Raw genomic sequence first — 21,039 nt, 5'->3', positions numbered from 1 at the left:
TCATGCTATTACAAAAAAAGCCATGTCGCATATGAAGCCCCCGATAATTCAAACAAGGCGCTTACTCGCAACATGGCTTATGAAACATTCTTAACGGTTATTGCATCGCTTCTCGGTTTGCGGTGCCTTTAAGATCCGTCAATGTTTGATTCTCTGTATCTATCAAGAAATGGTCGCTCGCTTGACCTGTAGCGAACTTATCCAGAATAACGAACAGACTACCAAACCGAGACTTAAACACATCACCAACGGTATATTGGCCTAAGTCACCAATTTCAGAATCTATTGTGCCATCAAATTCAGCGAGCTCTTCGCTTAATACTTTATACTGTGGTAGTACAGCTGGGTCGATATCGCGGAAAGCCAATTCGTCGGCGTTACGTAAGCGGTAAAAATCAACAGCCAATTCTTCACCGGTCCAACTTCGGAAATCAGCCAATGTCAGGCTATTTTCTGCAGCAATGCCCTCTGCTTGAATACGAGCATTACGCCAATCGGCTAAGAACTGTGCTAAATCGCTAGTCTGTAACGCTGCACAACCCGTTAAAGGTAGCTCCAAAGCTTCCGCAAGCTGACAAACAGTAAAATCAGTTTCAATCTGTGACATGATCAACATCTGCTCACCATCCATATTCATGATCATCTTACGCATTTCAACAGGCCAATCGCCGGGTAAAAAACGTAAGCGAGTCAGCTCTTTAATATGCCAGTCAGTTAGCTCATAATAAGTTTCAGATTTTAGAATATCACCATTCCAAATTTCCGCTTTGGCATTTTCATCATCACCAGCCTGAGCGGTTAGGTATTCATGCTCGACTTGGTAATGCTCAAATAACTCATTGAAACGTGGTACGTTCTCAATGATAACCGTCTCCACTTCAATTTGGTTATCTGGTCTAATATTAAGTACTTTATAGGCTGGGATATACCCCGCTAAAGATGGAGCCTGAATATTAAACAGTGTATGTTGCTCACCATTAATGTTGTAAGACTTCATGCCTGTATCATTAAAGTGCATATGGCCACCAACATGAACACTTAAACCGGTTGCCGCTAACGCTTTACTGGTTTCTTCGTCAGGTTTACGTCCAAGCTGAAAATTACCTTCACCGAACAAATCTTCAATATCTTCAGACGCGCCATTATAGAACTCAGTCATTGGAAAGTGACTGAATGATACCAAGGTTTTATTCTGCTCTTTTGCAGCTTTAACGACATCACGGATCCAGTCGATTACATGCGCTTTATGGGTTAGCATCATATTATAGCCAGCATTACCTGAACCTTCGTAATCATCTGGATTAGCCACCCCACCGACTGAATTTTCCTTCGGCTGATAGATATTTGCATCAATCGCTAATAACCATAAGCCTTCAACAGGTTCCACTAAATAACTTGAATCTGGTACCTCTGAACAACTGGTAAAACCGTCTTGTTTATATTCATCACCAGTGCCTTCATGACAAATTTCATACATGCGGTTTTCGTAGTTTGCTTCTTCCATGGCAAGATCAAACGAGTAATTATTACGGGCTTCATCACTGCTATACGGTGTTTCGAAATAATGGTACTTCTCTTGCGGGTTGAAACCGTGAGTTCCTAAGATATTCATAATATCTTCATAGCCCCAGTGCACCACTTCATCGCTACAGATAACAGGATGAGAGCCGTCACTTGCAGCTGAAGCATTTAGGCAATTACCATGCTCAAGGCTATAAATTGGCTGCATCTTGCCACCGTCACCAAGGTAGTCACTTTTACCTGCAGGCTGAATAAACGGACGATTTGGATCGTGGTTACCCGGCGCGGCAAAAAACTCTAGGCCATACTTTTCATGATACGTATCAAAAATCTTTACCAAGCCGCGCATATGAATAGGCTGGCCGTCATCACTGAAGTCACCAGGCAACGCAACATATTTAATACCGCGGTCAACTATGTCATCTAGTGCAGCCAATAACGCAAAATAGTTCTCGTTAAATAAACGGGTTGAGCCCATCTGCGACGCCATTGTGCGAATAGTTGCTCCTTCACCACTTTGACTGTTTGGTAAACCATCAAAAGAATCATCTTGGAAATCACCATAGATGTCATGGAAGTGAATGTCTGGCATAAAAGCGACTTGAATTGAGGTTTCCAATCCACCTTTATCATCTTCATCTGACGAGCTTGAATTACAGCCAACTAATGTTGCTGCTGTCAGCAAAGATAATGCCGACAGAGTCCATTTTTTCATTTATATGTTCCTGGTTAAACTTCAAAAATCGGCTGGAAGGTTAGACTTTATAAATGACAAATTCGGTATAATTTCATGACAGAAATATTACCAACAATAGTAATTGATAAGTTAATTCATACTYTTAATGAAAACCYAGAAATYTACATTCATAGGAAAAATGCAAAACAATAAACATATAACCTAATAAGTGATGAGCATATTAGTGGGGAAAACTATCACTACAGACAAAACCAATATAGTGAATTCATAGCAGTATTAGAAAATAAAGCTTTGGGGAGTAAATTTATGTGAAAACGCCCCAGATATTGGGGCGTTATTAGAAAAACGACATAATTGGTAATTAGTGCACATCAGCTTCTTTACAAACTTTCTTTTGAACCGTACTTGGTGCCGGCTCATAATGGCTCATTTGTAAGTTGAAACTTCCCTCGCCACCGGTTATTGCACGTAGCCGCTGAGCGTAATCAACTAATTCATTCTGAGGCACTCGAGCCTCAATAACCGTAAAATTATTTGCTTCAGATTGTGTACCAAGAATTACACCGCGATTTCCTGCCAAATCGCCAGTAACATCACCAACTGCTGGTGTTGGTATTTGCAACGTTAATTCGACAATCGGCTCAAGTACAATTGGATTCGCATTGTTTACAGCATCAAGAAACGCTTTTTTACCCGCAATAACAAAAGCTATCTCTTTTGAGTCGACTGAATGATACTTCCCATCATAAACCGTCACTTCAATGTCTTTGATAGGATTGCCAGATATTGCGCCTTCATTGAGTGCTTGGCGTATGCCTTTCTCAACCGCCGGGATCAATGACGTCGGTATTGCACCACCCACCACTTTATTCACAAAAGTAAAGCCAGAACCACGCTCAAGCGGCTTCACTCTTAATTGAACTTCGCCAAATTGACCCGCACCACCGCTTTGCTTTTTATGACGATAGCGGCCTTCAGCAGCTTGAGTGATGGTCTCGAAGTATTCAATTCCGGGTTGTTCAGTATCAACGTTAATCTTATAGATCGCCGCCATTTTTTCTAACGCGACTTTCAGGTGGAATTCACCCTGACCACTCAATACCGTTTCATTGGTACGAGATCGATGCTCTAGTCGAAGTGATGGATCTTCTGCCACAATTTTACCCAGAACCTCAGACAGTTTCTGCTCATCACCGCGTTTTATTGGATGAATAGCCAAGCTATACATCGGCTCGGGAAAATCAAGCGTTCTCATATTCACACCGTCTTCGTCGTGCGAGTCATGAACAACAGAATCAAAAGCTAAGTCATCGACTTTTGCCAGTACGCAAAAATCCCCTGCCCGAGCTCGCCCGATTTCAGTCCGTTTTTTCCCCTGCAATTGATATAAGTGCCCAACTTTAAACGCCTTGTTACTTTCGCCAATGTATAACTGCGAGCCTGCGTTAATCTCACCTTGAAAAACACGTAGGTATGCCAATTTGCCTAAATATGGATCAACGCTGACTTTAAATACATGAGCAACAATGTGATCGAGTTGCTCACAATCCACTCGTATTCGTTTGCTATTCTTTTCTAGCATCGGCGGATTACCTTCATCAGGCATAGGCATGAGCTCCGCCATCGTTCGGAGTAATAATGGAACCCCAACGCCTGTTTCTGCTGATACAAAACAAATAGGGATCACGTGACCAGTACGGAGTGCTTCTTCAAACGGATCATGTAGCTGATCGGGATTCAGCTCCGAACCTTGCTCTAGGTATAACTCCATCAAGTCTTCATCTACTTCAATAACCTGATCTATCAACTTTTCATGGGCGGACTCAACTGAATCAAATAACGTTGCTTGCTCATATTCCGGTTCAAAGAAACAATCAACAATACCTCGAGCATCAGCTGTTGGTAAATTAATAGGTAAGCACTCTTCACCAAAATGCAAACGAATCTCTTGTATTAAAGCCAGAAGCTTATCGGGGTTAAGATCAACCTTATTAACAATTATCATCTGACACTTTTGCTGTTGCTTTGCAAAACTATATAAACGGTCAGAGAGTTGATTCAATGGCGTGTTAGCATCAAGTACTAAGGCTGCTGTCTCCACTGCTGGGTAGATACTTAACGTACGTCCCAGTAATTCAGGCAAGCCCGGAGTATCAATGATATTCATCCGATGTAATTGCCAAGTAACAGAAACTGGCGTTGCCTCGATGCTATGTTGATATTGAATAGATTGAGTGTCGAAATCGGTGATGGTATCACCTGCTTTGACATTTCCGAGGTGAGTTGAAGATTGGGAGTCGAACAGCAGGCGTTCTACCAGTGATGTTTTGCCGACACCACTTTGACCGACTAATGCAACATTACGAATTTCATTCACAGACATAAGAGTCCCCTTTTAGAATTATAACGAGGGAGTTGCTGATTGATGGCGGATTAACCGCCACATCGTCTTCCACGTCATTTTTCTTATGGGGACTTTCATAGGCATACTGTTCCAATACTGTATCAGGCACATTACCCGTTTCTGGTAAATGCATTGATAATGTATGAATAATAGACCTAAATGATAGTGAACCTATACCCATTAAATTACTGTGAGTAATTTCATATCAAAGGAAATTGAAGCACCCTTGTGAATAAAAAAGGCCGCAACTGTGATAAATATCGCCCCAAAAATTCAGGGGGTTATCACAACTGCGGCCTTAATAGATGGGTAAGCGTTTTTAGCTATTCATCTTACGCATTTGGCTTAAGTACTTGATCCAACTTTGAGACGCAGATGATGATTTAATATTATCCGCTCGTTTTGCATGAATGATCGCTTGTTCGAAGTCTGTCAGCTTATAATAAGCACGAACCTTCGCTAGCTCTACCTCTACTTCACGCTTCCTATCTGACACTTTATTTAACTGAGCAAGTGCCGACTCGTAATGCCCTTCCTGCAACAATAATTGCGCTAAAGGCCAGCGATACTGGCTATCAAGCTTAGCAGCTAACTGCCACAGCCCAATTGCCTTTTCCCACTCTTTTGCCATTTGCCAGTACTGTGCCTGTGTCGAAACTAATTCTTTATCAGTTTCAGCATTATCAAGTTCAGCATACAAACGTGCTGCACGTTCAGGTACGCCATTTTGTGCATACAACTGACCTAGCGTTTTCAAATCTTGTTGGCTGAGTTCAACACCCTGACGCTTAGCCATTGCCAGTGTACCCAAAGTATTTTTTGACTGGCCGAGACGAAGCTGAATACCCGCGAGCTGTTGCCACCAAACCACTTTTTCAGGCTCTAAGGCAATAAGCGCTTCTAACGTTGGAATGGAAGCCTTCCACTGTTTAAGTTGTAGCTGAGCCCCCAGCTTAATTGTTAGTGGCTGTACATCAACTTTCGATGCAAAACGCTTATGCTGTTCAATGGCTTTAAGCACAGGTTGCCATTCTTCAACTTGGTAGTGAGCTTGAGCTATACGCAACCACAGCTCATCTGCTTTCTGAGTATCAGGAATTGACTTAGTTAATGCATAGTAATGTGGCAAAGCCTGTTTAAACTGCTCATCAGAGAGTAATATATCAGCCAGCATACGCTGCGTAACCCATGCTTGCTCATCTTGCAACAAACCAGATTTCACCGCGTTTGATAAGTAATCAATCGCCGATGATAAATTACCTTGCTGCCAATAGAACACCCCAAGCATACGTTGAACAAAAGCTTGATCATAAGCACGAGAAGGATCGAGATCTTTCAGTAGCGCGATGGCTTCATCAAGCTTTTCTTCTTGTTGTAACGTATTGGCACGCTGCACTCTACCAGCAGTAAACTGTGAAAGTTCAGCTAAGACTGGTGCAGAAGCCAGAACCAAAGCGATAACAAACGCGAATCTCTTCATCATTTTTGTAATTTAAACTCCAGTCTGACTGTTTGACCTAGCTGGGCAATAGCTTTGCCATCAACAACTTTCGGCTGATATTTCCATTTTTTCAATGCACGCATCGCTTCACGTTCGAACAATCGGCGTGGCTGTGCTTCTATCACATTAATATCAGTTGGCCTACCTTGCGTATCAATTGTAAACGACATAACAACGTAACCCTCAGCCCCCTGCTTCATCGCACGAGATGGATAACGAGGCTCAACACGGTATAGTGGCATTGCCTGCTGATTAGCACCAAAATCCGAAAACGTCGGTACATTAATCGCTAGGCCTGAAACCGCAGTATCCAGATTCAAACTTGGCATCGTTGGCATGGCTGTATTGGTTACAGCTTGGCTAGATGTAGGAACTGCTTCCGGTGGTGGTTCTGGCGTGTCTGGCTTCTCTGGTACAGTACGTTGACGACGTTGAGCTTCACGCTCTTGTTCAACCATAACCATATCAAATGCCAATGGCTGCTTATCTTCTTGTGCACGTTGATGGCCGTTATCGACCATCCATGCCATAAAAGTAAATAAGCCGAGCGCCATCGCAAACGCGGCAGGCAACGCGATGAGAATCCGAAACATTAGCGCCTCTCCGCAGCCAGCGCGATACCCTTCACACCCGCTCCTTTTGCAGCGTCCATTACTTTCACAACAGTGCCGTTATAAGCATGTTCATCCGCTTGGATAACCAAAGACGCCTCTGGTTGCTCAAGCAATAGGTGTTCAAGTGTGGCTTGCACACGCTCAACATCAACAACACGCTTATCAATATAGATGTCGTTAGCAGAAGTAATCGCCACAAAAATACCCGCATCTTTTTGACTAACCACATTACTTGCCTGCGGACGGTTAACTTCTACACCTGACTCTCGTACAAACGAACTCGTCACAATGAAGAAGATCAACATAATGAAAACGATATCCAGCATAGAGGTTAAGTCTACTTGGGCTTCTTCGCGGGCAGAAGATGGACGGCTTAGTCTCATCGCTGGCTCCTTAATAATTTTTCTAACTTAATTTCACGCAGGTGGCAGGCTTTTGATAGTCGAGCATGAACGAACATGCCCGACAGCGCCGCAACCATTCCTGCCATTGTTGGTAATGTTGCCAACGAGATACCTGAAGCCATTAGCTTTGGCTGGCTACTCCCTTGGGTCGCCATGACATCAAAAACCGAGATCATACCTGTTACTGTGCCCAGTAGACCCAACATTGGGCATATGGCCACCAGCACTTTGATAAGATTCAAATTTTGATTCAATGCAATGTGTGCCTGACTTAACCAGCCATCACGCAAAGCATGTGCGTACCAAGACGTTTGGTCTTCCCTTACCTGCCATTGTGCTAACCATTCTCTTTTTTGTTTTGGGTATGTCATCAATAAATACAACACACGTTCGATAACTAATACCCAACAAAAAATCACCACAGCAGCCAACCACCATAAAATCTGGCCGCCTTGGTTCATGAACTGTTCTAATGAATACCACCAGGCTTCGAAGACCGATGTATGTATCAAAGGCACTTCATAAAGACTGTTTTCCATTATGCTGGGATTCCTGCTTTTTCAGCTTGTTCGGCAACAAGACTGATACCCTGCTTCTCTAGGATGCTACGAATGTTATCAGCCTGCGTACTCAGAATATTGTGGGCCAGCAAGAGTGGCATCGCAGCAACAAGACCAAGCACCGTTGTGATAAGCGCCATCGAGATACCGCCAGCCATAACTGTTGGGTCGCCATTACCAAACTGGGTAATCACTTGGAAGGTTTCAATCATACCTGTAACTGTACCAAGCAGACCGAGCATTGGCGCAAGTGCCGCCAATAGCTTCAGCATAGAAAGGCCTTTCTCTAAGCCTTGTTGTTCATCAACAATGGCTTCGAGTAAACGTAACTCAAGTGCTTCAACACTGCGCTGCTGCTCTTTGTTGTATACCCCAAGCACGCGACCTAACGGATTGTTACCCGGTTTAGTTGGCTCTTTTAATTGCTTGCGTATTTGCTGACGAATAACTGTTAATTTTGCGCCACGGAACAATGAAATAGCTAAACCAACCGCAAGTAAACCAAGGATGATTTTACCAACGACCCCACCGTGTTCTAAACGATCAGAAAGCGTTGGCGAATTCGCCAGTTGTTCAAGCATGATCCCGCGCGAAGGGTCAACAACAGCAGCTTGTAAACCCGTTTGCTGTAATTGATCAAGATTCGTAAATAGAGGGCCTTTTTCAGGCTGCTTTAGATAAGCCTTTGCCGCTTCACGCTCACCATCCCACGCCAAGTAGCCTTGAGTTCCAATCAAACCAATGCTGCCCAAACGGTAGGCATCAACATTTGCTTGGTGACCTTCACCATTAATAAACGGTACGCTAACAGTCCGCATTTCACGACTGGCAGAAATTTGGTCTTCAAGCCCTTTCCATAAGCCATTCAACTGTGGCAGTGATGGTAATGTTCTCGCTTCAACGATCGTGTTGATGACATCACGATACTCATTGCGATCGACACCCGTTACCGAGAAAGCCATTTCAGCATCAAGGTCTTTTGCTGCTTGACGAACAACCCCAAACAACTCACCTAAGCTACCTGTTTCAAGGCGTAACTGCTCTTCCAATTTAGCCAGCTTGGTTTCGTTTTTACTGAATGTGTTACTCAGTTGCTCTGTTTCACGCTGTAATTGTTTTTGCTGCTTAATGAGAGCATCGCGCTGGGCACGAACTTCCTGCTCTGTTAATACAAAGCCTTTTTCACGCTGCGCATTATGAGTTCGTTCTACTTGTTGTGCTTGCTGAGTTTTTTCAACCAACGCCGTATTTGCTGAAACAGCGAAAGGCATAGAGAAAAGGCACAAAACCGCTGCTAACGTTTTGATTTTCATGTTACTTCGTCTCCACGTTAACAGATACAGGTAAGGTTAGTAGGCTTGGTGCTGCTTGTTTAGATGCAATCGCAAAGGCTTTATTGATACCTTTCGCAAAACTATTATCCAGTGACTGCCAACTAGATGTTGAATCATTCCAGCCCCAGAACTGCTTACCATCAAGGCTACGAGCAACCAAAGAAATACGGCCTAGGTAAAGCATATCGGCTTCGATCTGGTTACTATCAAGGTTTATCTGGCCTTGGTACATGCCCAGCTTAGTACCGTAATCCATTTCGATTTGGTAAGCTTCTAGAATACGGCGGTACTTTTCAGCATCACTGATATCTGCCTGAACCATCATCTTATCTAGCTTTTCTATACGTGCTAAACGTAATTCATGGCGAATAGGTTTGTCACTTGCCACTAACGCTTTAAGGCCATCGATCATCTGGTACATCAAGGGTACAACGCCTTGGCGGGTATCTTGAATACCATCAATTTGTGAATTGATGCTTCCAACCTCTGCCTCTTGGTTATCCACCAAGTTAGCAAGGTGATCACGATAAACAGTCAGGTTTTTTACTTCTTCCTGAAGCTGTTCTATTTCTGCCATCATCGACAGACGTGCTTCCGCGCTTTTATCTATTTTCTTCTGGCTTGTTGCTGAGGCGCTGTTCATTGAATTCTCAATAGAACGAGCATCGCCCAACGTACTGGCATGTGCGCCAGAAACAAGACTTAACATCATCAGTGCAAGGCTCGATTTTTTTAGGTTCATCGTGTAATCAATACTTTTCAAATAATTAAAAACAATTCACTTAGTGAATGTAACGGTACTAGAAACAAATATACCCAGTGAATTTACTGGGCTTCAGTCGCAATATTGTAAATAAAAACAAATCTCATTTAAATTCTTTTTTAAGAATAAAGGGGAAGTATCCACTTCCCCTTTGACTCAGATCATTAGTAACGTAATTGTAAAGTCGCCATATAGTTACGACCTTCTCCGATAACGGTCTTAGTTTGGCTGCCACCTGCTAGGTAGTCAGTATCAAACAGGTTATTCACGTTAAGTCGCATGATAACATCTAGGTTTTGATCATACTTGATAGTGTGAGCAATACCGGCATCGACGCGAGTATAAGCATCTTTCTTGTAAGTATTTTGCTCGTCACCGTAACGATCACCTTCGTAGAACAAACCAAGGTTAACATCGGTGTTATTTGCTACTGAGTAACGTGACCAAATGCTAGCTGCAAACTCAGGTACGTCTGCTGGGCGGTTACCATCAATGCTTGAATCAGTTGGGTCTTTAATTTCAGCATCAAGATAAGTCATGCTTGCGTTCAGTGCGAACTTGTCGGTTACAAAACCAGACGCTGCAAACTCGGCACCGCGGTGCACTTGCTCACCAGCTTGAGTTGTACGTGAATCAAAATCTGGGTCGCCCGTTATTGTTTGAGTAACAACAATATTTTCCTGTGTGATATCAAACACAGCACCAGATAAGTACAGTTGGCTATCAAGCAACTCCCACTTAGTACCTAGCTCGTACAGTTTACCTTTTACAGGATCAAGCTCTTTACCGTTGTTCATATCCATGTCGTTATCAACAGGATCTTTTGGCTCAAAGCTTTCAGAGTATGTTGCGTAGATTGAACCGTTTTCTGCAGGATGGAAAATCACTGCTGCTTTTGGTAATACATTATTGTAAGTATCTACCGAGGTTTCAGATTTATCGAAACGTACACCAGCTAATACTTGCCATTGGTCATTTAGCGTAACCATATCTTGGATGTACAAACCATAGTGATCATACTCTGAAGGATCTTTCACATCACCATTGGTATAATGAAGATCTTCAGGTTTATCTAACGGCTCACCTACTGTACCGACTTGACCTTTAATCGACTGGCTTTGGCTCTTGTAGTAATACCCTAACCAGTTAGCACCAACCAACATCTGGTGAGAAACACCTAGCGCATCAAATTCACCGACGAAATCAACATTAGCTGTATCAAACTGCCAGTTATCCCAGCGGTCATAACCACGGTAGCTAAATGTTCCTGTCGCTGGATCGTAGCTTGATGGATCAGAGAAGCTCTCAATATCACGACGCTCAAAATCTTGGTGGTTATAGCTAACGGCTACACGCCATGTATCGTTCAGATCAGCTTTTACATCAACACCGATATTTTCAACATCGTTTTCGATATTAGACCATTGCGCATCCCAGATATGTTTGTCGCCCAGTACTGGCTTACCATCAACAATGTAAGCGCCAGTATCAACGCTGCCGTTATCGTTAGTACGGTCGTAATGGAAAGAAACAGTCACCTTGTCATTAATGTCGTAATCGACAAATAAACCACCAACAAAGCGTTCAGTCGATGGCGTACTGCCATCAGTGTAACGGCGCCATGAGTCGTAGCTATGTTTTGCCACAACTGCACGAGCACGTAATGTTTGGTCATCATTTAATGAACCGCTTACATCAGCAACAGTACGTGACTCGTTGTTCGAACCAATATCTTGACTTACATGTACTTGAGTTTCGTAGGTTGGCTTTTTGGCCACCATATTAACCAAACCACCCGGTGCCGATTTACCGTATAGAAGACCTGCTGGGCCTTTTAATACTTCAACACGCTCTAGCAGTTCAATGGGTTGACGGTAGTGCGACCAGTGCTGTTTACCATCACGCAGGAAACTATCGCCACTGCTTAAGTCAAAACCACGTAGTTTAAATGTTTCGCGGTTACGACCTGTGCCACCAGCTGAAACACTTGAGTCATTCTGAAGTACTTCACCCAAAGTGCTCGCACGCTGCTCATCGATTACCTGCTCATCAATAACGGAAACCTGTCCCGGAGTTTCCAACTGTGTGGCTTCGATGCGCATTGCAGAAGTATTTGTGTCGGCCTTATAGCCGTAGTCTCGACCCGTAACAACCATATGCTCATCGACATCAGTTGTTTCATTGTGGGTTTGGGCTTGAGCCATTGGTACAGAAAGGATTGCACCAATAAGTAAAGTCAGCTGACTTTTTGAAAACATATTCCGTTACTCCAAAAAAATTTCGTACTCGCCTTTGGGTTTGATTTGTAATTAAAGGCTAGCTAAGTACATATAAACGCTGCTGTTTAATAGCTGGAACGGAATATAAGTGATAATCATTATTATTTGCAGTTAATTTACATTCTTTGCATTCGTAAAATTATGTAAATTTTTAATTTCATACTATGTCAGAACATTCATGCTCTATGAAATCGTGCCATTTTTCTCACTCATAGGTATAATGACACTGTTTTTATTGATATCCGGTACATTTGAAGTGACTGAAGTAAACCTTGATGACATTCGTCGCCAACTGACAGATCTAAATTATAAAGCCGATAAAATGCGCATTGTAACTGTCGAAGCGATGGATGATGAAATGCTTGAAAGCTCTACAAAAGCAGAGGGCGAGTGTTTTTATAACAGCTACATGAACGTAATTTATGGCAGAGGTGAACGCTATGTCTTAGGTTACCGCTGTGAAGAGAAGGTAATTGATCACGCTATTATCCGTAAGGGTGATAAGTATTATGATCCTACCTTACAGGTTGAAGGCAACTTTACGTCTTATCAATATGCAATTCTAACGGAATTCACTGTGTTTGATATGATGACTCATGCCAAATCAAACAAAGACTTCCCACCTGATGTTGCTTATTTGCTGAAAAAAGCCAATAAGTTCAAGAATGTCATTGATACTGACAAGTTAAACAAAAAGTAAGTTTTACTGTTCTCACAGAATACAAAAACTGAAAAAAACATAAAAGAAAACACCCAGCATAGCTGGGTGTTTTTTTATGCGAACCAGAACGGTGGTTAAACCGTCGTACTGGCTACCGCTTCAATTGCAGGCGACCCTACGAGTACCTTTTCTACTTTCACTGCCGCGACCTTAAATTCAGGGATCTTGGCATGTGGATCAGTCGCAGTCACCGTCAATTTATTTGCCGCTGATTCCACAAAGTGGAATGGGACAAATACAACGCCCGCTTGCATACGCTTAGTCACAAAGGCTGGCGTTTCGATACTGCCACGACGAGTCGAAACTCGAAGCATTTCCCCGTTGGAAACCCCTAATCGCTCAGCATCTACTACAGAGATCATCGCACGTGGACCTGCTAGGTTATCCAACCCTTTGGTCTTACGCGTCATCGTGCCTGTATGGAATTGCTCAAGCAAACGACCTGTTGTTAGGATCAACGGATACTCTTCATCAGGTAACTCAGCTGCATAGCGGAATGGAACCGCGGCCATTTCACCTTTACCACGAAGGAACGTTTCTTGGTGCATGATACGCGTGCCTGGGTGCTCATCATCACGACAAGGCCACTGCAATCCATCTCGGCCAATTCGATCCCACGTAATACCAGCATATTGCGGGGTCAGTTGCGTGATCTCTTCAGTGATATCTTTTACTGATTGATATTCCCAATCACTGCCCATCGCATTTGCAATATCCTGAATGATCACCCAATCTTCTTTCGCCACACCCGGTGCTTTTATCGCTGGTGATAGGCGCTGTACACGTCGTTCGGTGTTAGTAAAGTGCCCTGCTTTTTCAGCAAAAGAATAAGAAGGCAGAACAACATCAGCTAGCTGTGCCGTTTCCGTCATGAAGATGTCTTGCACGACTAAGAAGTCGAGTGTATCAATCGCTTCTAATACGTGTGTCTGGTCAGGGTCGCTCATTACTGGGTTTTCACCCATAACATACAAACCGCGCACCTGCTTTTTACATGCTGCATCGACAATTTCAGTTAATGTTAAACCAGCTTCAGCAGGTAGATCTGGTCGTTCCCAAGCCTTGGCAAATTTTGCATGAGCTTCCTTGTTGTAGACTTTTTGATAGCCAGGAAGATCCCACGGTAGCGCCCCCATATCACAGGCACCTTGTACGTTCGACTGACCACGAAGTGGGTTGATACCACCACCTTCAATACCAATATTGCCACATAACATTTGAAGGTTGGCAACGGAGCGTACATTATCGTGACCCGTCGTATGCTGCGTTATACCCATAGAATAGTAAATTGCAGTACGTTCAGCGGTACCAATAAGTTCAGCCATTTCAAGTAAATCAGCTTGTTTAACACCCGTCACTAATTCAACTTTTTCCGGCGAATATGCATCGCTCATGACTTCAGATTTTAACTCATCAAAGCCATTTACTCGTTCTGCAATGTAAGCATCATCTTGCCAATCGTTTTTGATGATCTGCTGCATAATGCCGTTAAATAGCATCACATCCGTACCCGGACGGTGCGCAACATAAAGCTGGGCATGGTCGGCTATATCTACGCGTTTAGGATCAGCAACAACCAATCTTGCACCGTTATTACGGATTGCTTGTTTAATATGCGACCCAATAATCGGGTGAGCAGCTGTTGTATCCGAGCCGATGATAAAGATCAGATCAGAGTGTGCGATACTTGGAATATCATTGGTCATTGCCCCACTACCCAGTGACGCCTCAAGTCCCGTAACCGTTGTTGAGTGACACAGGCGAGCACAGTGATCGACGTTATTCGTTCCTAGCTCACGGCGGATAAACTTCTGGAAAGCAAAGTTATCTTCATTGGTGGTTTTCGCAGAAGAGAACCCAGCCAATGCATTACCACCAAACTCGGTTTTAATGCCCGTAAATTTACTGGCTACAAGTTCTATCGCTTCATCCCAGCTAGCAGGTTCAAGCTTGCCGTTCTTACGAATAAGTGGCTGTTCAAGACGTTCTTGGCTCTGAATGAAGTCAAAACCAAAACGACCTTTCACACACAACATGCCTTGGTTGACTGGCGAGTCCTTTGCACCCTGCACATAACGGATCTGATTGCGGCTTTCATCCACAAACATGGTGACCTTACAGCCGACACCACAGTAGGTACAAATAGTGTCTACTGGCTTAAGCATTTCGATACGGCCTTGTGATTTATCACGTGCATCACTTAAAGCGCCCGTAGGACACACCTGCACACACGCACCACACTGCACACAGTTAGAGTCACCCATATCATAGCCACCCTCAAAACCTGGGCGGCACTCTGGGCGCTTCGCACTGGTACCATCTTCATTTTTCATGAAGCTTAATACGCCATGTACGGCTTTTTCATTACAAGTATCGACACACTGACCACAACTGATACAGCGGTTAGCATCAAAGACAATAAATTCAGAGCTATCATCTACGGCAAATTTCTGACAACTAGACATATCCAGTTCGTCTTTATCGACCTTGTATTCTGTGGAGTAGTCACGCAATTTACAATCTGTATTCGCTTGGCAACCACACTCGAGACAACGCGCAGCTTCACGCATCGCTTCTTCATTGATAAAGCCAGTTTCAACTTCATCAAAGCTCAGTTCACGCTGCTCTGCTGTTAGCTCAGGCATGATTGATCGCATCGCTTTTTGAATCCCCGCAAACTGCTTAGGATCGACCTCTTTTACTTTCGCGGCTTTTTGCGAATTAAATGGCTTAACCGGGATATGCTCCATATCACCATTAAAGAAGCGGTCAATTGCCTCAGCAGCGACACGACCATCGGCAACGGCTTCAATTGCGGTTGCAGGGCCACGACGGAAATCACCGATACTGAACAGGTTTTCTACCCCTGCGTGCATGGTGTTAGCGTCCGACTCCAGTGTTAACCAACGAGTCACTGGTAGCTCAACAGTATCATTGTCAAGGAACGATAAATCAGGCTTTTGCGATACCGCTGAAACCAAAGTATCAAAATGTTCTGTAAAGTATTCACCAGTTGCTTGTGGGCGGCGGCGACCTGATGAGTCAGGCTCACCCAATGCCATTATCTCAAGCTTCACCTCTGTCACACGACCATTTTCATCAGCCATATTTTCAACAGGGTTTGTCAAGAAATGGAACTTAACGCCTTCATGCTCTGCTTCAACAATCTCATAATCTTCAGCAGGCATTTCATCACGGGTACGACGGTAAATAAGCGTGGTATCCGCACCATCGCGTACTGCTGTACGTGCACAGTCAATCGCGGTGTTACCACCACCAATAACCGCTACTTTTTTACCTGTCGTGTAATTTTTTGTGGTGACATAATCTTTTAGATAATCGACACCTAAGTAACAACCATCAAGATCACTACCTGTATAATTCATTTCTACAGCTTGAGATGCCCCTACTGCCAAACACACGGCATCGTACTGAGTCATCACATCTGAAAGCATGACGTCTTTGCCCAGTACGGTGTTCGTTTGAACTTCCATACCATTACGACAAATCAATTCGATTTCTTTATCTAGAATCGCTTTTGGTAAACGATATTCAGGAATACCGTAACGTAACCAACCACCAGCTTGTGGCATTGACTCCAGAACAGTTACAGTGTAACCCTCATTACTTAAGTAATAGCCACAACTTAACCCGCCAGGGCCACTACCGATAACGGCAACAGATTTTCCTTTATCAGCTTTACGTTCTGGTACGTATTGCTCTTGAGCTTCTAAATCAATATCAGCGGCATGACGCTTCAATTGACGTATAGCAATTGGCTCGTCAACGATGCCGCGACGACACTCGGTTTCACAGAATGCTGGACACACTCGACCAATCGATAACGGCATCGGTAAAGTACGTTTAATCACTTCAACCGCTTTTTGATGATCGTTTTGGGATATGTGATAGAGATACGACTGAATATCAACACCTGCTGGACACGCTGTCTGGCATGGCGCTTCACAATCGGCATAATGGTCCGACATTATACGGTTGAGCGATTGACGACGAGTTGCAGACAGTGCTTCACTTTGCGTTGTTACTTCCATGTCTGATTGAGGGAAGGTTTCACATGCTCGCTGCATGCCATTTCCATCAATTTCGACCATACATAAATCACAAGGTACTTTTTCACCATTGCGGTTAAGGCCACACAGTGAAGGAATTTCAATTTGGTGCGAGTCCGCGATATCAAGTATTGACTGCTGACCATCAACAGCGATGATCTTTCCATCGATTTTGATATTAATCATATTTGCCTCATTCTGTTGCTGGTACTGTAACCGACGATGATTAATCAGACTGTTTTAAAACAGCTCTTTTCTTAGTGCACTTACAAGCGCACTATCGCTACAGTATTCATGATGATAACCAAACAGAGCCTGATCTCTGTTAGGGATTAGTCGATCATCTTTTTTAGTTATCCGATCAGGCTAACAGCAGCAGTATAAAATTCCTTGATTTGAAACACTTTAGGCGGTTATTTCCCTACAAAAACTAAGAGCTTATACTCAACTTTTTAGGGATTAAACACTCGTAAAATCTTCTTTATTACGCGTGGCTTTACCTTTACTATCACCGTATAATCTAATGATAAATCTAATAATTCCCCCACGTTTGAGCACACTATGGCCACAATCTTAGACTCCGTCGACCAACGCACTCAATTAGTCGGCGAAAACCGATTAGAACTGTTAATCTTCCAGCTTCATTCTGCACAGTTGTTTGCGATTAATGTGTTTAAAGTGAAAGAGGTTGTAAAACTGCCAAAACTCAACGTTTTGCCGGGTTCTCACCCAAATATTTCTGGTATAGCTAACATTCGTGGTGCATCGATCCCTGTTATTGATCTTCGCCAATCAATCGGCATGCGAAATGTCGAGAAAGATACCGAATGTAATATCATCATTACTGAGTACAATCGTTCTGTTCAAGCTTTCTTAGTTGGGCAAGTAATGAATATCGTTAACTTGACGTGGCGAGATATTCAACCGCCACCAAAGCATGTCGGTAAAGAAAATTATCTCACGGCAATTACAAAGCTAAAACGTGATGGTATGGATCGTATGGTCAGTATTATCGATGTTGAGAAGGTACTCGCGGAAATCATTGATTATGATATCCAAATATCTGAAGACGTACTTGATAATGCGATTGTTAACCACTTTACTGGTCGGAAAGTACTAATTGTTGATGACTCCTCAACGGCAAGAGCCCAAATAAGAGATACACTTTCGCAGCTTGGCCTTGACGTTATTGAAGCCAGTGATGGCTTAAAGGCCCTTAACTTACTGAAAAGCTGGTGTGATCAAGGCAAGACCATCAATGATGAGATTCTGATGATGTTTACCGATGCGGAAATGCCCGAGATGGACGGTTATAAGCTCACCCATGAAATCCGTAACGACCCCCGTATGAGTGACCTTCATATTGCACTTAATACATCGTTAAGCGGCAGTTTCAATGAAGCCATGGTTAAAAAAGTAGGTTGTGACCGCTTTATTTCTAAATTCCAACCCGACTTACTAGTCGAAGTTGTTCAAGATAGGTTGCGCTCGGTTTTGCAGTCTGTCTAATTCACCAATATGCTCTATCGCGCCCGTTGCTCTTTTCATTCAAAGTACAACGGGCTATTGAATATTCAATACCTTATCCTTCTCGCTTTTTAGCGCTGATCCTTAACCCGTCACGAATATTTAACGACATCAACGTTAAGTTAGTAAACCCCGCAATAAGTTCAATCAACTGAACGGTATAAAAAGCATTATCAAACTGGCCTTCTGTGGCTAGGTGCTTTAAATACAATGCCGCAGGTACTAAAACCATCAATCCGTTTGCTGCAATAAAAGGCATACGCTTTTTCTTACGCCCGATCAAGCCAGCGCTTACCTTAGGTGCCATTTTAGCCCCAGTAATACCAGTTACTGCCATCACAGGAATCAAGACCCAGATTGCATAGGCAATATATGTTTTAACGGCAACGATTTGGCTTTGATTACCAAAGAGTTCAACAAGTACCGTGCTTGTAAAGAACACTAAAATCATAATGAAAGCTGTTATAGCTGCAGAGCGATGTATATAAACCAATGCGTTTTTCATGTTATACCCGTTACGTCATCAAGAGTAACTTAAATTTACATCACAACAGTTGTAATTGCAATCATTGCCCTGGCAATTAAATTACTGTCGAGTACTCTACTCAGGTATACTGCTTAACAATAAACAACACTAAGGTGAACAATGGTCATTTTTATCAGTACCTTAAGCCAAAAACGTTCATCAATAAGCATGCTCTACTCCTTAACATTGCGCTGTTTATCGGCAATATGAGGAATATGTTGCTCATAGTCGACCGTATCATCGCCCTCCCAAGCGTATACAATTTGGCCATCAGGTATGGTCACTCTTTGGGCTTCTATATCGTCCGCTTTCACTGATAACTGCATTGTTAACAAAAGAGTGATTAGAAGCGGAAGCACCCAAGGTGCTCCCATTGCTGTATTGTGATTATCTTGATTTTTCATACAACAGCTTCTCTCCTTTTAGTGGGCATGCGCAGTACTGACTTGGCTTGCACCACTACGTAACGTGACACGGCGGTCAAAGAAGTCACTTTCAAAGTTTTGCTCTGACTTCAGTGGTTCCAAATCGCCATAAGCTGATGCAAAGATTTGATTTCCGTTTACGCCATGTTGCTCAAGGTAAGCCCGAACTGCTTCAACACGGCGCTCTGATAAGTCGAAATTCTTGGCACTATCACCACGCTGGTCAGCATATCCAGACAGTTCCCATTTCATATCTGGAGCCTGCTTCATTACTTCGGCTAATTCATCAAGCTGTATCTGAAATAATGGCTCTATCACATCAGAGCCTGTACGGAAGTGGACATTCATCTCTAGCGCAAGATCGATTTCTCGTTGTTCAATATTAAGTAAATCGTTCTTTTCTTGTTCTAGTCGTGCGATATCGATTTGCGCTTGATTATATCGTTGGCTAATACGCTCAAGCTCATTATTACGTGAGGTAATCTCTAATAGCTCTTCATCTTGAGATTTAATGTAGCCATCTTGACCAACAGCGGTACCTACGATGCCGCCAATCATGCCACCAACAACAGCACCTATTGGGCCGCCAACAATTGCACCAAATGCAGCGCCAGACCCTAAGCCAATTAACTGCTCCTGCTCCCCAACTTTATAGTTGTCTTCTGAAGTATCACTACTTGCCATCGCCGCAGGCGAAATAACAGAAGCGATTAGTGAACCTGCAATAATGGTTGAAATTAGCTGCTTTTTCATTTTGTAATCCTCATCGTTTGTTTGATGTTGTTTTGTTTCGATAAGGTCATTAAACCAATTCCAAATGGCGAAGTTGGGGATAAAAAAGGGCAATGTGGTGATCAATTGTGGCAAAAAAATGGCAATTACTCTTATTTGCTTTTCTCGGCTTTTCTAACCGCTAATTTATTGTATAGTCAGCACAATAAAGGCGGTGATTCCCGTCTACCGAACTTCTTGCGAAAACCGCTACCCTGCTCTTACAGAGGCACCATGAAAAATATTGTCATTGTTGAAGATGAAGCCGCAATTCGAGAAAACTATATGGACGTGCTCAAAAAGCATGGCTACCACGTTCAGGGCTATGACAATCGACCAGACGCCCAAGCTGCGTTTGAACAACAACTACCAGATTTAGCAATCATTGATATTGGCTTACAAGATGAAATCGATGGCGGATTTGCTTTGTGCCAATCATTACGCGCACTCTCACCGACCATTCCAATCATTTTCCTGACAGCGCGTGACAGCGACTTCGATACAGTTTGTGGTCTACGAATGGGCGCTGACGATTACCTCACCAAAGATGTCAGCTTGCCTCATTTGATGGCACGGATTGCTGCACTTTTTCGTCGTAGTGATTTAATGGCGACACCGTCAGATCAAGACACGCTGATGACGCGGGGGGCATTAACTATCGACAAAAATAAAATGCAAATATTCTGGAACAACCACTTGGTCGAATTAACTGTTACTGAATTTTGGATGGTTTACGCCCTCGCTAAGCGCCCAGGGCACGTTAAAAGTCGTCATGATTTAATGGATGAAGCTCAAGTTGTTGTCGATGACAGCACTATTACCTCACACGTAAAACGTATTAGAAAAAAATTCATGCAGTTTGATAACGACTTTGACTGCATAAACACGGTGTACGGCATGGGTTACCGGTGGGGCGCGTAAG

The 21,039-nt window shown here is 43.2% G+C and carries 16 protein-coding genes; 3 read left to right on the top strand and 13 right to left on the bottom strand.

What is annotated here, in order from left to right; all coding sequences use genetic code 11:
* Positions 1 to 97: 97 nt before the first annotated feature.
* The 9 genes from L4D09_RS20425 to L4D09_RS20385 form a co-directional block, all read right to left on the bottom strand.
* A complete protein-coding gene (locus tag L4D09_RS20425) occupies positions 98 to 2,236 on the bottom strand; it encodes a metallophosphoesterase (RefSeq protein ID WP_428459377.1) in 2,139 nt (712 codons plus the stop codon).
* Positions 2,237 to 2,579: 343 nt separating this feature from the next.
* A complete protein-coding gene (gene fusA / locus L4D09_RS20420; protein WP_428459376.1) occupies positions 2,580 to 4,601 on the bottom strand; it encodes an elongation factor G in 2,022 nt (673 codons plus the stop codon).
* A gap of 340 nt (positions 4,602 to 4,941) precedes the next feature.
* Positions 4,942 to 6,105 (bottom strand): hypothetical protein, encoded by a 1,164-nt coding sequence (locus tag L4D09_RS20415; RefSeq protein ID WP_428459375.1) that lies wholly within the window; start codon positions 6,103 to 6,105, stop codon positions 4,942 to 4,944.
* Positions 6,102 to 6,716 (bottom strand): energy transducer TonB, encoded by a 615-nt coding sequence (locus L4D09_RS20410; protein ID WP_428459374.1) that lies wholly within the window; start codon positions 6,714 to 6,716, stop codon positions 6,102 to 6,104. Before L4D09_RS20410 ends, L4D09_RS20415 begins: the two co-directional genes overlap by 4 nt.
* Positions 6,716 to 7,120 (bottom strand): ExbD/TolR family protein, encoded by a 405-nt coding sequence (locus L4D09_RS20405; protein ID WP_428459373.1) that lies wholly within the window; start codon positions 7,118 to 7,120, stop codon positions 6,716 to 6,718. The genes L4D09_RS20410 and L4D09_RS20405 overlap by 1 nt, the downstream gene beginning before the upstream one ends.
* The gene (locus tag L4D09_RS20400; RefSeq protein ID WP_428459372.1) at positions 7,117 to 7,680 is read right to left on the bottom strand and encodes a MotA/TolQ/ExbB proton channel family protein; all 564 of its coding nucleotides are present in this window, start codon (positions 7,678 to 7,680) and stop codon (positions 7,117 to 7,119) included. The genes L4D09_RS20405 and L4D09_RS20400 overlap by 4 nt, the downstream gene beginning before the upstream one ends.
* Positions 7,680 to 9,014: a MotA/TolQ/ExbB proton channel family protein gene (locus tag L4D09_RS20395; protein WP_428459371.1), complete on the bottom strand. Its 1,335-nt coding sequence runs from the start codon at positions 9,012 to 9,014 to the stop codon at positions 7,680 to 7,682. The genes L4D09_RS20400 and L4D09_RS20395 overlap by 1 nt, the downstream gene beginning before the upstream one ends.
* Before the next feature lies 1 nt (position 9,015).
* Complete coding sequence (locus L4D09_RS20390) at positions 9,016 to 9,777, bottom strand: DUF3450 domain-containing protein (RefSeq protein ID WP_428459370.1); 762 nt, start codon at positions 9,775 to 9,777, stop codon at positions 9,016 to 9,018.
* Positions 9,778 to 9,962: 185 nt separating this feature from the next.
* A complete protein-coding gene (locus L4D09_RS20385; protein WP_428459369.1) occupies positions 9,963 to 12,056 on the bottom strand; it encodes a TonB-dependent siderophore receptor in 2,094 nt (697 codons plus the stop codon).
* A gap of 241 nt (positions 12,057 to 12,297) precedes the next feature.
* On the opposite strand from L4D09_RS20385, the gene L4D09_RS20380 reads away from it, so the two are divergent.
* The gene (locus L4D09_RS20380; RefSeq protein WP_428459368.1) at positions 12,298 to 12,777 is read left to right on the top strand and encodes a hypothetical protein; all 480 of its coding nucleotides are present in this window, start codon (positions 12,298 to 12,300) and stop codon (positions 12,775 to 12,777) included.
* Positions 12,778 to 12,872: 95 nt separating this feature from the next.
* Here the strand turns inward: L4D09_RS20380 and fdhF are convergent, their stop codons facing one another.
* Positions 12,873 to 17,054: a formate dehydrogenase subunit alpha gene (fdhF, locus tag L4D09_RS20375; RefSeq protein ID WP_428459367.1), complete on the bottom strand. Its 4,182-nt coding sequence runs from the start codon at positions 17,052 to 17,054 to the stop codon at positions 12,873 to 12,875.
* A gap of 375 nt (positions 17,055 to 17,429) precedes the next feature.
* Here fdhF and L4D09_RS20370 point away from each other — a divergent pair, with 375 nt between their 5' ends.
* Positions 17,430 to 18,377, top strand: coding sequence for a chemotaxis protein CheV (locus tag L4D09_RS20370; protein WP_428459366.1), 948 nt, complete (start codon positions 17,430 to 17,432; stop codon positions 18,375 to 18,377).
* A 73-nt stretch (positions 18,378 to 18,450) separates the two neighbouring features.
* Here the strand turns inward: L4D09_RS20370 and L4D09_RS20365 are convergent, their stop codons facing one another.
* The 3 genes from L4D09_RS20365 to pdsO all read right to left on the bottom strand — a co-directional run bounded on the left by L4D09_RS20365 (position 18,451) and on the right by pdsO (position 20,099).
* A complete protein-coding gene (locus L4D09_RS20365; protein WP_428459365.1) occupies positions 18,451 to 18,900 on the bottom strand; it encodes a hypothetical protein in 450 nt (149 codons plus the stop codon).
* A gap of 194 nt (positions 18,901 to 19,094) precedes the next feature.
* The gene (locus tag L4D09_RS20360; protein WP_428459364.1) at positions 19,095 to 19,325 is read right to left on the bottom strand and encodes a hypothetical protein; all 231 of its coding nucleotides are present in this window, start codon (positions 19,323 to 19,325) and stop codon (positions 19,095 to 19,097) included.
* A gap of 18 nt (positions 19,326 to 19,343) precedes the next feature.
* A complete protein-coding gene (gene pdsO, locus L4D09_RS20355) occupies positions 19,344 to 20,099 on the bottom strand; it encodes a sortase-associated OmpA-like protein PdsO (protein ID WP_428459363.1) in 756 nt (251 codons plus the stop codon).
* Between the two features lie 252 nt (positions 20,100 to 20,351).
* On the opposite strand from pdsO, the gene pdsR reads away from it, so the two are divergent.
* Positions 20,352 to 21,038, top strand: a complete 687-nt coding sequence (gene pdsR, locus L4D09_RS20350; protein WP_428459362.1) for a proteobacterial dedicated sortase system response regulator — start codon at positions 20,352 to 20,354, stop codon at positions 21,036 to 21,038.
* Position 21,039 lies beyond the last annotated feature (1 nt).

This window comes from Photobacterium makurazakiensis, assembly GCF_050336715.1.
Classification (GTDB): domain Bacteria; phylum Pseudomonadota; class Gammaproteobacteria; order Enterobacterales; family Vibrionaceae; genus Photobacterium; species Photobacterium makurazakiensis.
This window is presented reverse-complemented; position numbering and strand designations above follow the sequence as displayed.

Bases quoted from the DNA above. Each gene is read 5' to 3' on its own strand.
- fusA (WP_428459376.1), bottom strand. From the start codon at position 4,601: ATGTCTGTGAATGAAATTCGTAATGTTGCATTAGTCGGTCAAAGTGGT.
- pdsR (WP_428459362.1), top strand. From the start codon at position 20,352: ATGAAAAATATTGTCATTGTTGAAGATGAAGCCGCAATTCGAGAAAAC.
- L4D09_RS20390 (WP_428459370.1), bottom strand. From the start codon at position 9,777: ATGAACCTAAAAAAATCGAGCCTTGCACTGATGATGTTAAGTCTTGTT.
- L4D09_RS20360 (WP_428459364.1), bottom strand. From the start codon at position 19,325: ATGAAAAATCAAGATAATCACAATACAGCAATGGGAGCACCTTGGGTG.
- L4D09_RS20410 (WP_428459374.1), bottom strand. From the start codon at position 6,716: ATGTTTCGGATTCTCATCGCGTTGCCTGCCGCGTTTGCGATGGCGCTC.
- pdsO (WP_428459363.1), bottom strand. From the start codon at position 20,099: ATGAAAAAGCAGCTAATTTCAACCATTATTGCAGGTTCACTAATCGCT.
- L4D09_RS20400 (WP_428459372.1), bottom strand. From the start codon at position 7,680: ATGGAAAACAGTCTTTATGAAGTGCCTTTGATACATACATCGGTCTTC.
- L4D09_RS20385 (WP_428459369.1), bottom strand. From the start codon at position 12,056: ATGTTTTCAAAAAGTCAGCTGACTTTACTTATTGGTGCAATCCTTTCT.
- L4D09_RS20370 (WP_428459366.1), top strand. From the start codon at position 17,430: ATGGCCACAATCTTAGACTCCGTCGACCAACGCACTCAATTAGTCGGC.
- fdhF (WP_428459367.1), bottom strand. From the start codon at position 17,054: ATGATTAATATCAAAATCGATGGAAAGATCATCGCTGTTGATGGTCAG.
- L4D09_RS20405 (WP_428459373.1), bottom strand. From the start codon at position 7,120: ATGAGACTAAGCCGTCCATCTTCTGCCCGCGAAGAAGCCCAAGTAGAC.
- L4D09_RS20415 (WP_428459375.1), bottom strand. From the start codon at position 6,105: ATGATGAAGAGATTCGCGTTTGTTATCGCTTTGGTTCTGGCTTCTGCA.
- L4D09_RS20380 (WP_428459368.1), top strand. From the start codon at position 12,298: ATGACACTGTTTTTATTGATATCCGGTACATTTGAAGTGACTGAAGTA.
- L4D09_RS20365 (WP_428459365.1), bottom strand. From the start codon at position 18,900: ATGAAAAACGCATTGGTTTATATACATCGCTCTGCAGCTATAACAGCT.
- L4D09_RS20395 (WP_428459371.1), bottom strand. From the start codon at position 9,014: ATGAAAATCAAAACGTTAGCAGCGGTTTTGTGCCTTTTCTCTATGCCT.
- L4D09_RS20425 (WP_428459377.1), bottom strand. From the start codon at position 2,236: ATGAAAAAATGGACTCTGTCGGCATTATCTTTGCTGACAGCAGCAACA.